The sequence below is a fragment of the Burkholderia sp. L-4 genome (genome assembly GCF_056856535.1).
In genome coordinates this window covers 857,597-871,197 of the sequence record NZ_JBXEOX010000003.1, presented here as the reverse complement: position 1 = coordinate 871,197, position 13,601 = coordinate 857,597, and the positions used below count along the sequence as shown (strand labels likewise).

Below are 13,601 nucleotides of genomic sequence, written 5' to 3'. Positions count from 1 at the left end.
ACCAGGGGAATCGAACATGTCGAAACTGGCCGATCTGAAGCAGCGGCTGCGCGTGCGGCTGTACGTCACGCGACTGACGCTGCAATGGCGTCGCGAGGCCGCACGGCGTGCCGCGAGCGACGCCGCCGCGCCCGGCGCCCATCTGCTGGTCCTGCCGTGCGACCCGTGGACGCTGGTCGGCTCGAAAGGCGACGAAGCGATGCTGCGCGCGGTCGTCGAGCGGTTGCGTGTTGCGAACGGCGCGTTGCGGGTGTCGGTCGTCACGGCCACGCCGGAGGCGGCGGACGCCGCGACCCGGCTCGGCTTTCAGGCGGTCGACGCATGGCGCGAGCCGTGGCGCCTGATGGACACCGTCGAACGGCTGGCCGCATTGCAGCCCAGCGCGGTGGTCGTCATCGGCGCGGACGTGATGGACGGCTACTACTCGCCGATGACGTCGCTGCGGTTGCTGGCGACGGCGGACCTGCTGGTCCGGCGCGGCGTGGCCGGCACGATTCTCGGCTTCAGCTTCAACCGCCAGCCGTACCGGCAACTGAGGCATGCATTCGACCAGATCGACGCGCGGCTGCTGGTCAATGTGCGCGACGGCGTGTCGCTCGACCGATTCAGGCGTTTCAGTTCGGCGCCCGCCGAGCTGGTGGCGGATTCCGCATTCATGCTTCAGCCGGACCATGCGTCGGATTGCGTCAGGGGGACGGCATCGTGGGTCGAATCGCGGCGCGCGGCCGGCGACATCGTGATCGCTTTCAACTTGCACCCGATGCTGATTCGCCGGGCCAGCGACACGGATATCGCGGCGCTCGTCGCGTCGGCGCAGGAGGCGCTTCACGGGCTCGCGGCGCGGCATCGCGTCAGCGTCGTGCTGCTGTCTCACGACTATCGCGGCCGCGACGGCGACGATACCTGTCTCGAACCACTGCACGACGCCTTGACCGAGAAGATGGGCGACCGGCTGTACTACCCGCGCACCCGCATGTCGGCGGCCGAGCTGAAGGCCATTTCGGGGCAGGTCGACGGCGTGGTGACGGGCCGCATGCATCTCGCGATCGCCAGTCTTGGCATGGGCGTGCCCGTCGCGGCGCTGACCTACCAGGACAAGTTCCAGGGCCTTTTCAGTCATTTCGGGCTGCCGGACACCTTCCTGATGAAGCCTGACGAAGCGATGCGCGCGACGCGCCTGGCGGCGGTGCTCGACCGCTTCGTGTCGGAGCTTCCCCAGCTGCGCGACCAGGTGCATGCCGCGCTGCCGCGCGTCAAGGAGGCGTCGTGCAGGAACCTGCGCGGCGTGATCCACGCGATTCAGCCGTCGTGAGCGGGTATTCCGCCATTTTTACCCCGTTCGAAGCCGCGCCGCGCGGGGTCGAACGGCAACCTGTCGAGTCTCGCTTGAACCTGTCAAATGAAAAGTCCCACCATTCGCGAACTGCAACAGCAACTGGGTCAACTGAACCTGATCGTCGAAGAAGTCCGGCAGAAGGAGAAGCAGGCCCGACTCAAGGAGATCGCCGAGTACGTCCGGCAGTTCAGCATCACCGAAATCGAACTGCTGCGCGCGGCGGGCTTCATCAAGGCGCGGCAACAGAAGGCGCCGGCGAAATACTACGACCCGAACACCGGCCGCTCGTGGTCGGGGAAGGGCGCACGTCCCCGGTGGCTGGCCGGCAAGAATCTCGACGACTACCTGATCCGCGAGACGCCGCAGCCATGGTGGCCGGAAACGCGCTGACGGCCGGTCGGCAACGGCGTCCTGAAGCGACGCCGGGCGATCCGGCATGACTCGAATGAACTGAATTTAGAGGCAATGCGGCATATGCGGAATCCCGACATGGACCCGGTCGCTCCCCCGGACAGCCCGGGACCCAGGAAGAAGACGAGCTATCGCGCCCCGGCGCTCGAGAAAGGCCTCGATATCCTCGAGCTGCTGATCGATCGCCAGTACGGCATGGCGCAGGCGGACATCTGCCGCGCGTTGAAACGCAGCCGAAGCGAGCTGTACCGGATGATGCAGGTGCTCGAGGATCGCGGTTACATCTACCGGGTGGATCGCTACGACCGGTACGCGCTCACCATGAAGCTTTACTTTCTCGGGCAGCATCATGCGCCGACCCGATCGCTGGGCGCGCTCGTCACGCCGCTGTTGCAACAGTTCGCATTGCAGACGGTCCAGTCGTGTTACCTGGCGGTATTCGACGGCGACACGATGATCGTCATCGCGACGGCCGGCGCCGAGACGGAATGGAACATCGCGGTCCGCGTCGGCACGCGCATGCCGCTGCACGGGAGCGCGGCGGGCGAGATGTACCTGGCCTTTCAGGACGAAGACGTGCGGGCCCGGTTGTCGCGGGCCGACGGGCACGCCGGTGGGTCGCGCAATCCGCCGCCCGGTGACGACACGTTGCCGCCCCATCTGGTCGACGGCTATCTCTGCCGCCCCAACGCACGCATTCCCGGCATCACGGATATCGCGACGCCGATCGTCGACAAGTCGGGTTCGGCCATCGCGATCCTCGCGTGCCCGTACCTCGCGCTGTCGGGGGAAGCGGGCGCGATGTCGGTCAAGCAGATCAGCGCGGCGTTGTACGAAACGGCCCAGCGCATCGCCGCGACGGTCGATCAGCGGTTCATGCAATCGGCCGTCGACATGCCGGCGCGTGGCGCGGCATGCACGTAGGGCGGCGGGAATCGTTCCGGGTACCGACGGAGAGGGCGAACTCACCGTGAAGCGGCGCCGGCTCTGCGCCAGGCCGCGCTCAGGGCGGTCGCGGTCATGTCGCGGCGCGATGCGTGCTCACGCGTCGCGACGATCGGCAGCCTGCGGTCAGCGGTTCACGACCGAGTACACGAGCGTGCCGGAGAACATCAACAGCACGAGCGAGGCGCCGCGCAGCAGCGTCGACGTTCGACCGGCCCACGCGCGTTGCGAGGTCAGGAGCCCGCCGAGGGACGACCAGCCCACGCCGATCGGCGCGAGCACGACCAGAAAGACGAGGAGCGTCCATGCGAAATAGTGGGCCGACCTGAACGCCTCCAACGGAAACAGCGTGCTCGAGAACAGCAGCGCCTTCGGGTTCATCGTCGTCGCGACGAACACATCGCGAAACCTCACCGGCGCGATCGGTACGTCCTGCAGCACGCGGCTATGCGTCCACATCCTGAGCGCGAGGAAAAAGATGTAGACGGAGCTCGCGAGCTTGACCACGTCATACAGCCAGGGCCGGCCCGCAGCGAACGCGGCCAGGAAGAATCCCCATACGGAAATCGCGATCGCGTAGCCGAGCGCCTCGGCGATCACCAGCGGCCAGGTACCGCGCAGGCCGACCTTCAGCCCGGACGACAGCAGCAACGTATTGGTCGGCCCCGGCACGATCAGCACCAGCGAGACGTACATCGACATCTTCAGCAACGCTTCCTGGATGGGCACGCGGCCTCCTCGATTCGTCGGTGTCGCGGTTCGCGTCCGGCCGAAGCCGGGGCGCCGCTGGAATGCTTCAGTGCAGAGGCGATCCGCTCTTTCGGGAACGTGCCCGTTTTCATTGCATGGCCTTCGTGTCCGCCCGGACACATGATGACGAATTTCTCCGGCGACGAGTCGGATTATTTTCAGGTCGGCATCAAAACTGCCGAAATTCGAAAAGATCGACTTCGTTGTTTTGGAAATGAAGAGGGCTTTATTTCTTTCCTGTTAATTAGGTCGGTCATTTCGCGTTTTTTTGTAAAATTGGGTACTTGTTTATGCGATTTAAATAAAAAACAGAATTCATTTGGCTTGAGAAATTAAATCGATCGTTGTGCAGCATTTCGTCGATATTTTGCGGGATTTATAATTTCTCTGGATAACTTTAGATTGATATGAAATTTTTCTCGGCGTGCCGTCCTGAACGCTGTTAAGGTGTGCCGCAGCGGTCAAGTGCATGGCGTATCAATCCTGCTGGCAATCAGGGCAATTGATCATGGCCGTGCACTAACGGCGATCGTCGAATCGGCAAGTCAATCTGCCGAGGCTGAATCCATTGCGCGGTGTGCCGCCGCATTCGATGGGGATTCGCATTGTTGATTGAATTCGCTTCAATTAACCGCGTCTTTGCGATTTGACTTGTCATGATGGGTGGCGTCATGTTGTGACGCGTTGCCGAACAATTTGCCGGTTCAATTCGAAAAGGCGGCACTATCCATTCAGGTTTTCAATCCCATGGGAAGCGTGTCATGAGTAATCCGATCAGGAATATCGTCATCGTGGGCGGCGGCACGGCGGGCTGGATGTCCGCCTCGTACCTCGTCCGGGCACTCCAGCAGCAGGCGAACATCACGCTCGTCGAATCCGCGGCGATTCCCCGGATCGGCGTGGGCGAGGCGACCATTCCGAGTCTGCAGAAGGTGTTCTTCGACTTTCTCGGAATACCGGAGCGGGAGTGGATGCCCCAGGTGAATGGCGCGTTCAAGTCTGCCATCAGGTTCGTGAACTGGCGGAAGTCGCCCGACCGCGCGCCCGGCGATCATTTCTATCATCTGTTCGGCAACGTGCCGAACTGCGACGGCGTGCCGCTTACCCACTACTGGCTGCGCAAGCGCGAACAGGGCTTCCAGCAGCCGATGGCGTACGCCTGCTACCCGCAGACCGAGGCGCTGGACGCCAAGCTGGCACCGTGCCTGGCCGACGGCACCCGCCAGATGTCCCACGCGTGGCACTTCGACGCGCACCTGGTGGCCGACTTCCTGAAGCGCTGGGCCGTCGAACGCGGCGTGAAGCGCGTGGTCGACGAGGTCGAGCAGGTTCACCTGGACGATCGCGGCTATATCTCCAGCCTGTCCACCAAGGAGGGGCGGACGCTGGAAGCGGACCTGTTCATCGACTGCTCCGGCATGCGGGGACTCCTGATCAACCAGGCCCTGAAGGAGCCGTTCATCGACATGTCCGACTACCTGCTGTGCGACAGCGCGGTCGCGAGCGCGGTGCCCGCCGACGACGCGCGCGTGGGGATCGAGCCGTACACCTCGGCGATCGCGATGAACTCGGGCTGGACCTGGAAGATCCCGATGCTGGGCCGGTTCGGCAGCGGCTACGTGTTCTCGAGCAAGTTCACGTCGCGCGACCAGGCCACCGCCGACTTCCTCGACCTCTGGGGGCTCTCGGACGAGCAGCCGCTCAACCAGATCAAGTTCCGGGTCGGGCGCAACCGGCGGGCGTGGGTCAACAACTGCGTCTCCATCGGGTTGTCGTCGTGCTTCCTGGAGCCGCTGGAATCGACGGGCATCTACTTCATCTACGCGGCGCTTTACCAGCTGGTGAAGCACTTCCCCGACACGTCGTTCGACCCGCGGTTGACCGACGCATTCAATGCCGAAATCGTCTACATGTTCGACGACTGCCGGGATTTCGTCCAGGCGCACTATTTCACCACGTCGCGCGACGACACCCCGTTCTGGCGCGCGAACCGGCACGACCTGCGGCTCTCGGACGCCATCCAGGAAAAGGTCGAACGCTACAAGGCGGGGCTGCCGCTGACCACCGCGTCGTTCGACGATTCGACGTACTACGACACCTTCGACTACGAATTCAAGAACTTCTGGTTGAACGGCAACTACTACTGCATATTTGCCGGCCTGGGGCTGTTGCCGGACCGGTCGCTGCCGCTCTTGCGGCACCGGCCGGAGTCGATCGACAAGGCCGAGGCGATGTTCGCCCGGATCCGGCGCGAGGCCGAGCATCTGCGAAAGAGCCTGCCGACGAACCACGATTACCTGCGCTCGCTGCGCGAGGGCCACGCGGGGCTGTCTCGCAGCCAGCCCGGGCCGACGCTCGCGGCGCCGGAGATCCTGTAGTGGACAGCACCCAGGCCCGGGTACGCGCCATCGCGGCCACGCACGACGCCGTGGCGGCGTGCGATCCGCTGCAGGCGCGGGCGTTCGTCCTGCAACTGCCCGGCCTGAACCGTCAACGGGACGTGCCCGGCATCGTCGGCCTGTTGCGCGCGTTCCTTCCGGTGCGCGGCATGCCTGCGGGCTGGGGCTTCGTCGAAGCCGCGGCCGCGATGCGGGATATCGGGTTCTTCCTCGGGTCGCTCAAGCGGCACGGACACGAGCCAGTGGACGCGGTGCCCGGGCTCGAGCCGATGCTGCTCGACCTGGCGCGCGCGACCGGCCTGCCGCCGCGCGAGACGCTCCTGCATGTGACGGTCTGGAACCCGGCGGCGGCCGACGCGCAGCGCAGCTACACCGGGCTGCGCGACGAAGCGCACCTGCTCGAGAGCGTGCGCCTCTCGATGGCGGCGCTCGAGGCGGCCATCGCGTTGACCGTCGAGCTGTCCGACGTGCCGCTGCAGGCACCCGCGTTCGCGCAAGGGTGCGACGCGCTGGCGGCCTATCTGCGGAAAATGGTCGACTCGATTGTTTACGCGTACCGCTTCATCTCGCTGCAGGTCTTCTACGACGAGCTTCGCCCGTTCTACGAGCCGATTCGAGTGGGGGGCCGCAGCTACCTCGGCCCCGGCGCCGTCGAAATGCCGCTCTTCGTGCTGGAGCACGTGCTGTGGGGGTCGCAATCGGACCATCACGCGTATCGGGAATTCAAGGAGACGTACCTGCCCTACGTGCTGCCCGCATTCAGGGCGATCTACGCGCGGTTCGCCGGGCAGCCGTCGCTCGTCGACCGTGCGCTCGGCGACGCGCAAGCGGCCCGTGCGCGGGGCGAGCCCGTCGCGGCCGGATTGGCGGCCCTCGACCGCGTATTCGAGGTCCTGCTGCACTTCCGGGCGCCTCACGTCAAATTGGCGGAGCGCGCATACGAAGCCGGTAAAAACGGCCCGTCGATCGGCAGCGGGGGGTACGCGCCCAGCATGCTCGGCGATCTGCTGACGCTCACGCGTGCCGCGCGATCGCGCGTGCGCGCCGCGCTCGACGAATCCGGCGCCTGACGCGCGCGGCCATGTGTTCCATCTCACCAGGAGAGTGTGCCCCCATGACTCAGCAGAGCCCCGCGAACGGGCGCGACAGCAACCACTTCGATGTGATCATTCTCGGCTCGGGCATGTCGGGCACTCAGATGGGCGCCATCCTGGCCAGGCAACGGTTTCGCGTGCTGATCATCGAGGAGTCGTCGCACCCGCGGTTCACGATCGGCGAATCGTCGATCCCCGAGACGTCCCTGATGAACCGCATCATCGCCGATCGCTACGGCATTCCGGAGCTTGACCACATCACGTCGTTCTATGCGACGCAGCGGTACGTCGCATCGAGCACGGGCATCAAGCGCAACTTCGGCTTCGTATTCCACAAGCCCGGCGAGGAGCACGATCCGAAGGAGTTCACGCAGTGCGTCATCCCCGAACTGCCGTGGGGGCCGGAGAGCCATTATTACCGGCAGGACGTCGACGCCTACCTGTTGCAAGCCGCGATCAAATACGGCTGCACGGTCCGCCAGAAGACGACCGTGACGGAATACCACGCGGACAAGGACGGCGTCGCGGTGGCCACCGCCCAGGGCGAACGGTTCACCGGCCGGTACATGATCGACTGCGGCGGGCCCCGCGCGCCGCTCGCGACCAAGTTCGCGCTGCGCGAAGAGCCATGCCGCTTCAAGACGCATTCGCGCAGCCTCTACACGCACATGCTCGGGGTCAAGCCGTTCGACGACATCTTCAAGGTGAAGGGGCAGCGCTGGCGTTGGCACGAGGGGACCTTGCACCACATGTTCGAGGGCGGCTGGCTCTGGGTGATTCCGTTCAACAACCACCCGCGGTCGACCAACAACCTGGTGAGCGTCGGCCTGCAGCTCGACCCGCGTGTCCACCCGAAAACGGACATCCCCGCGCAGCAGGAATTCGACGCATTCCTCGCGCGGTTCCCGAGCATCGCGGCGCAGTTCCGCGACGCCGTGCCGGTGCGCGACTGGGTCAGGACCGACCGCCTGCAGTTCTCGTCGCGCGCGTGCGTCGGCGATCGCTACTGCCTGATGCTGCACGCGAACGGGTTCATCGATCCGCTTTTCTCCCGCGGGCTCGAGAACACCGCGGTGACCATCCACGCGCTCGCGGCGCGCCTGATCAAGGCGCTGCGCGACGACGACTTCTCCCCCGAGCGCTTCGAGTACATCGAGCGGCTCCAGCAGAAGCTGCTGGACCACAACGACGACTTCGTCAGCTGCTGCTACACGGCGTTCTCGGATTTTCGCCTGTGGGACGCGTTCCACCGGCTGTGGGCGGTCGGCACGATCCTCGGCCAGTTCCGGCTCGTGCAAGCCCACGCGCGGTTCCGCGCGTCGCGCGACGAGCGCGACCTCGATCGCCTCGACGACGACGCGCCGTACCTCGGGTTCCTGTGCGCGGACATGGAGGGGTACTACCAGTTGTTCAACGACGCCAAGGCCGAGGTCGAGGCCGTGAGCGCCGGGCGCAAGCCGGCCGGGGAGGCCGCGGCGCGGATTCACGCGCTCATCAACGAACGCGAGTTCGCCAAGCCGATGTTCGGCTTCGGATACTGCATCACCGGGGCCAGGCCGCAGCTCAACAACTCGAAGTACAGCCTGCTGCCGGCGATGAAGCTGCTGCACTGGACGCAGACCAGCGCGCCGGCGGAGGTGAAAAGGTATTTCGACTACAACCCGATGTTCGCGCTGCTCAGGGCGTACGTCACGACCCGCATCGGCCTGGCGCTGAAGTAGTCGCCCGACCCCGGAATCGAAATGATCGACGACATTCAATTGAATCAGGTGGGTGCCGGCGCGCATCCGGCGGCGGCATACGACGCGACCACGCGCGTGGCCGCGAGCTGGTACGTCGCGATGCGCACGGCCGACCTCAAGGACAAGCCGGCGGCGTTGACGCTCTTCGGCCAGCCGTGCGTCGCATGGCGCGGCGCGTCGGGACGGGCCGTGGTGATGGACCGCCACTGCGCGCACCTTGGCGCGAACCTGGCCGACGGGCAGGTCGAGGACGGGTGCATCCGGTGCCCGTTTCACCACTGGCGGTACGACGAGCACGGCCAGTGCGTGCATATCCCCGGCCACAGCCCGGCGGTGTGCCGCCTGGAGCCGGTCCCGCGCGGGGCGCGCCAGCCGACGTGGGTCACGGCCGAGCGGTACGGCTACGTGTGGGTCTGGTACGGCTCCGCGCAGCCGCTGCACCCGCTGCCCGAAATCGCCGCGGCCGATGTCGACAACGGCGACTTCATGCACCTGCACTTCGCGTTCGAGACGACGACGGCGGTGTTGCGGATCGTCGAGAATTTCTACGACGCGCAGCACGCGGCGCCCGTCCACGCGCTGCCGATATCGGCCTTCGAGCTCAAGCTCTTCGACGATTGGCGCCCGTGGCCGGAGGTCGAGTCGCTGGCACGGGCGGGCGCGTGGTTCGGTGCCGGGATCGATTTCACCGTGGACCGGTACTTCGGGCCTTTCGGCATGCTGTCGCGCGCGCTCGGCATGAACATGTCGCAGATGAACCTGCACTTCGACGGCTACCCCGGCGGGTGCGTGATGACCGTCGCGCTGGACGGAGACGTCAAATACAAGCTGCTGCAGTGCGTGACGCCGGTGAGCGACGGCAAGAACGTCATGCACATGCTCATCTCGATCCGGAAGGCGGGCGGCCTCCTGCGTCGCGCGACCGACTACCTGCTGTTCGGGCTCCAGACCCGGCAGGCCGCGGGGTACGACGTCAAGATCTGGAACGGGATGAAGCCGGACGGCGGCGGCGCGTACAGCAAGTACGACAAGCTCGTGCTGAAGTACCGCGCGTTCTACCGCGGCTGGGTCGACCGCGCCGGCGCAAGCGAGCGGCAATACGCGAGCCGGCGGCTCTAGCCGGACCGGGTTCGGCCGCGTCGCGAAGAAGATCTCGCCACGCTGACCGGCTGATTACGGTTTTGTCATCAACGCCGTGCGCGCCTGCACGCAGCGAAGCCGTGGCGCCATTTCCGGGTAACATCGCCGGATGTCCCCACGCTAGCGACGGAGCCGGCCATGCGCATCCTGATAGTCGAAGACGAACCGAAGACGGGCGCTTACCTGAAGAAGGGGCTCGAGGAATCGGGCTTCAGCGTCGATCTCGCAAAGGACGGCGGCGAAGGGCTGATGCTGGCGCAGGAAGAGCGTTACGACGTGATCGTGCTCGACGTGATGCTGCCCGTGCTCGACGGCTGGGCCGTGCTCAAGCGGCTGCGCGACACGCACACGACACCGGTGCTGTTCCTGACCGCGCGCGACGACGTGCAGGACCGTGTGCACGGCCTCGAACTCGGCGCCGACGACTACCTCGTGAAGCCGTTTGCGTTCGTCGAGCTGCTCGCCCGCATCCGCACGCTCGCGCGTCGCGGGCCGCCGCGCGAGACCGAGCACCTGACGGTCGGCGATCTCGAAATCGACGTGGTGCGCCGCCGCGTGAAGCGCGGCGCCACCCGCATCGACCTCACGCCGCGCGAATTCTCGCTGCTGCAACTGCTCGCGCGCCGGCAGGGCGAGGTGCTGAGCCGCACGCAGATCGCATCGTACGTGTGGGACATGAATTTCGACAGCGACACCAATGTCGTCGAGGTCGCGATCCGGCGCCTGCGCGCGAAGATCGACGACGCGTTTCCGGTCAAGCTGATCCATACCGTGCGCGGCGTCGGCTACGTGCTCGAACCGAAGGACGACGCATGATGCGCCCGCGCTCGCTTGCCGCGACGCTCGCGCTCGCGTTCGCCGCGACCACGCTCGCGTCGTTCGCGCTCGTCGGGACGTATGTGTATGCGGGCCTCGAGCGGCAGGTCAACACGCAGGACGACCTCGACATCGTGCTGGCCGCGCGCCACACACGCCGGCTCGCGGGCGAGCTCGAGTCGCTCGAGGCGGTGCGTGCGCACGCGGAGCGGTTGACGAGCCAGGTGCTGGGCAACGAGGCGCTGTCGATGGCCGTCGTCGATGCGCGGGGCGAGGTGCTCGCGCGGCACAATGTCCGGCTCGCCGCGCTCGACGACGCGCCTGCCGCCGCATCGGTTCCGCTCGCCGACGTGCAGCTGTTCGCGCCGCACGCGGTGCCGGTTCCGGCAAACGACCGGATCACGGCCGACCGGCTCGTCACGTGGACGGCCGGCGGCGGCACGCCGATGCGCGGCGTCGTGATCGAGGCGGCGCTGGGCGACCGCACGCCGATCCGCATCGCGATCGCGCGCAACATGCGCGACCGGGCCGACCTGCTCGACGGCTACCGCGACCGGCTCGAGCTCGCCGGCGGGCTCGGCGCGCTGTTCGCGCTGCTGCTCGGCTACTGGCTGATCCGCACGGCGCTCGCGCCGCTGCGCGAGATCGTCGACAACACCGGCCGGATCACGGTCGACAAGCTCGACACGCGGCTCGACGCGTCGCGCGCTCCGCCCGAGCTGCGTGCGCTCGTCGATGCGCAGAATGCGATGCTCGGCCGCCTGCAGCAGGCATTCGCGCATCTGTCGCAATTCAGCGCCGACCTCGCGCACGACCTCCGCACCCCGCTGAACAACATGCGCGGCGCCACCGAAGTCGCGCTCGCGCGGCCGCGTTCGGTGGATGAGTACCAGACGCTGCTCGAATCGAATCTCGAGGAATACGACCGTCTCGCACGGATGATCGAGAACGTGCTGTTTCTCGCGCGCGCCGAGCATCCGAGCTTCGTCACGCGGCAGCGCGCGTTCGACGTGCGCGACGAACTCGAGCGCATCGCCGGGTATTTCGAGGGCCTTGCCGACGAAGCGGGCTCGACGTTGCGCGTCGAAGGGCAGGGGCACCTGACCGCCGATGTCGAGCTGTTTCGCCGCGCCGTCGGCAACCTGCTCGCGAACGCGCTGCGTTACACGCCCGCCGGCGGCGTCATTACGCTCGGTGTCGACGAAACGGCCGAGGCGGTGAACGTTGTCGTCGAGAATCCGGGCGAGCCGATCGATCCCGCGCTGCTGCCGCGAATCTTCGACCGGTTCGTGCGCGGCGACCCCGCGCGCAGCGGCGGTGTGCCGGGCGGCACGGCGGGGCTCGGCCTCGCGATCGTGCGCTCGGTGATGGAGTTGCACGGCGGCACCGCGCAGGTCGAAAGCGACGCGCGCGGCACGCGCTTCGTGCTCACGTTCAACCGGCCGCCGGCGGCGTGACGGCGGGGGCGGGCTGAGCGGCTGTTGCTCGTTCCATCGTACCGGCTTTCGATACCACGTCCGCGCCCGCCTGCCAGCCGCCGCCCAGCGCCTTCAGCAAGGCGACTTCGGCCTCCATCCGGCGCGCGTCGATCTGATCGGCCGTGCGCCGGTTCGTCAACGCGATCGTCTGCGCGGTCACCACGTCCAGATAGCTGACGGCGCCCGCGTTGAAGCGATTCGTCGTCAGCCGCAGCGACAGGTCGGCCGCGTCGGTCGCGCGCTGCTGGCTGCCGGCTTCGGACGCAAGCGCATCGAGCGCCGACAACTGATCCTCGACCTGCTGGAACGCGACGAGGACGGACTGCCGGTAGTCGGCGACCGCGCCGTCGTACTGCGCGTGCGCGCCGCGCAGCGATGCGCTGCGACGGCCGCCGTCGAACAGCGTGCCGGCGAGTTGCGGGCCGAGCGACCAGAACAGGCTCGGTGCGGCGAGCCACGGCGCGAAGAACGCGCTTTCGAGGCCGGCGCTCGCCGACAGCACGAGATCGGGGAAGAACGCGGCGCGCGCCTCGCCGATCCGCGCGTTCGCGGCCGCGACCCGGCGTTCGGCCGCCGCGATGTCGGGCCGCCGCTCCAGCAGTTGCGACGGCACGCCGGCCGGAATCGCCGGCACGCGGAACGCCTGCACGCGCGGCGGCAGCGCGAACGTCGACGCGCTTTCGCCGACGAGCGTCGCGATCGCGTGCTGCAACTGCGCACGCGACGCGTCGATGTCGGTGTCCTGCGTGCGGGTCGATTCGAGCTGCGTCTCGGCTTGCGCGACCGCCGATGCGTCGATCGCGCCGGCCGCGAGCTGCTGCTTGAGCAGCGTCAGCGCATCCGAGTAGGCGCGCACCGTATCGTCGAGCAGCTGCTTCTGCGTGTCGAGCGAGCGCAGCGCGAAATAGTCGGTCGCGAGCTCGGCCGTGACCGACAGCTTCACGGCCTGCAGGTCGGCTGCACTCGCGGCGGCGTTCGCCTGCGCGCCCGCTACGGCGTCGCGCACTCGGCCGAATACGTCGGGTTCCCAGCTCGCGGCCACGCCGGCCTGGTAGTCGGGCGTCGTCTTGCCGGCGAGCGACGAGCCGAGCCGGTTTTGCGACACGCGCGCACGGCTCTGCGCGACGCCTGCCGTGATCGTCGGCAGGAACCCGGCGTGCTGATAGTCGACCATCGCGCGCGCCTGCTGCAGATCGGCGATCGCTTTCTTCACCGTTTGGTTCGACACGTCGACGCGCGCTTCGAGCGCGTTCAGGTCGGCGTCGTCGAACACGGTCCACCACGCGCCGCGCGCGGCGGCGTCAGCGGGCATCGCGACGTGCCAGCCGGCTTGCGCGGCCGGTGCGCCCGCGTAGTGGGCGGGCACCGCGACGGCGGGCGGTGAATAGGGCGGCAGCGTCGAGCAGGCAGTCAGTGCGGCGGCAACGCCGAGCGCGACGATGCGGCGAGCGAACGGGAGCGGATGAAGAAGGCGCATGGCAGGCATCTCG

At 67.0% G+C, this 13,601-nt stretch carries 11 protein-coding genes; 9 read left to right on the top strand and 2 right to left on the bottom strand.

What is annotated here, in order from left to right:
• Positions 1–16 precede the first annotated feature (16 nt).
• The 3 genes from AC1VVG_RS34420 to AC1VVG_RS34410 all read left to right on the top strand — a co-directional run bounded on the left by AC1VVG_RS34420 (position 17) and on the right by AC1VVG_RS34410 (position 2,671).
• A complete protein-coding gene (locus tag AC1VVG_RS34420; RefSeq protein ID WP_063851158.1) occupies positions 17–1,312 on the top strand; it encodes a polysaccharide pyruvyl transferase family protein in 1,296 nt (431 codons plus the stop codon).
• 87 nt (positions 1,313–1,399) lie between these two features.
• Entirely contained in the window at positions 1,400–1,726 is a 327-nt protein-coding gene (locus AC1VVG_RS34415) for an H-NS histone family protein (protein WP_034190970.1), read from the top strand.
• A gap of 99 nt (positions 1,727–1,825) precedes the next feature.
• Positions 1,826–2,671, top strand: a complete 846-nt coding sequence (locus AC1VVG_RS34410) for an IclR family transcriptional regulator (RefSeq protein WP_226194254.1) — start codon at positions 1,826–1,828, stop codon at positions 2,669–2,671.
• Between the two features lie 147 nt (positions 2,672–2,818).
• Here the strand turns inward: AC1VVG_RS34410 and AC1VVG_RS34405 are convergent, their stop codons facing one another.
• Positions 2,819–3,421: a LysE family translocator gene (locus AC1VVG_RS34405; protein ID WP_069706594.1), complete on the bottom strand. Its 603-nt coding sequence runs from the start codon at positions 3,419–3,421 to the stop codon at positions 2,819–2,821.
• A 782-nt stretch (positions 3,422–4,203) separates the two neighbouring features.
• Between AC1VVG_RS34405 and AC1VVG_RS34400 the strand changes: the two genes are divergently transcribed.
• The 6 genes from AC1VVG_RS34400 to AC1VVG_RS34375 all read left to right on the top strand — a co-directional run bounded on the left by AC1VVG_RS34400 (position 4,204) and on the right by AC1VVG_RS34375 (position 12,090).
• A complete protein-coding gene (locus tag AC1VVG_RS34400) occupies positions 4,204–5,820 on the top strand; it encodes a tryptophan halogenase family protein (RefSeq protein WP_034190973.1) in 1,617 nt (538 codons plus the stop codon).
• Positions 5,821–5,870: 50 nt separating this feature from the next.
• Complete coding sequence (locus AC1VVG_RS34395) at positions 5,871–6,911, top strand: monodechloroaminopyrrolnitrin synthase PrnB family protein (protein ID WP_482837648.1); 1,041 nt, start codon at positions 5,871–5,873, stop codon at positions 6,909–6,911.
• Between the two features lie 44 nt (positions 6,912–6,955).
• The gene (locus AC1VVG_RS34390) at positions 6,956–8,656 is read left to right on the top strand and encodes an NAD(P)/FAD-dependent oxidoreductase (protein WP_034190975.1); all 1,701 of its coding nucleotides are present in this window, start codon (positions 6,956–6,958) and stop codon (positions 8,654–8,656) included.
• A gap of 24 nt (positions 8,657–8,680) precedes the next feature.
• Positions 8,681–9,796 (top strand): Rieske 2Fe-2S domain-containing protein, encoded by a 1,116-nt coding sequence (locus AC1VVG_RS34385; RefSeq protein WP_049034100.1) that lies wholly within the window; start codon positions 8,681–8,683, stop codon positions 9,794–9,796.
• Between the two features lie 159 nt (positions 9,797–9,955).
• Complete coding sequence (locus tag AC1VVG_RS34380) at positions 9,956–10,633, top strand: heavy metal response regulator transcription factor (protein WP_034190976.1); 678 nt, start codon at positions 9,956–9,958, stop codon at positions 10,631–10,633.
• Positions 10,630–12,090: a heavy metal sensor histidine kinase gene (locus AC1VVG_RS34375; protein ID WP_034190977.1), complete on the top strand. Its 1,461-nt coding sequence runs from the start codon at positions 10,630–10,632 to the stop codon at positions 12,088–12,090. The genes AC1VVG_RS34380 and AC1VVG_RS34375 overlap by 4 nt, the downstream gene beginning before the upstream one ends.
• On the opposite strand, the gene AC1VVG_RS34370 is transcribed toward AC1VVG_RS34375, so the two are convergent.
• Positions 12,068–13,588, bottom strand: a complete 1,521-nt coding sequence (locus AC1VVG_RS34370) for an efflux transporter outer membrane subunit (RefSeq protein ID WP_482837600.1) — start codon at positions 13,586–13,588, stop codon at positions 12,068–12,070. The genes AC1VVG_RS34375 and AC1VVG_RS34370 overlap by 23 nt on opposite strands.
• Positions 13,589–13,601 lie beyond the last annotated feature (13 nt).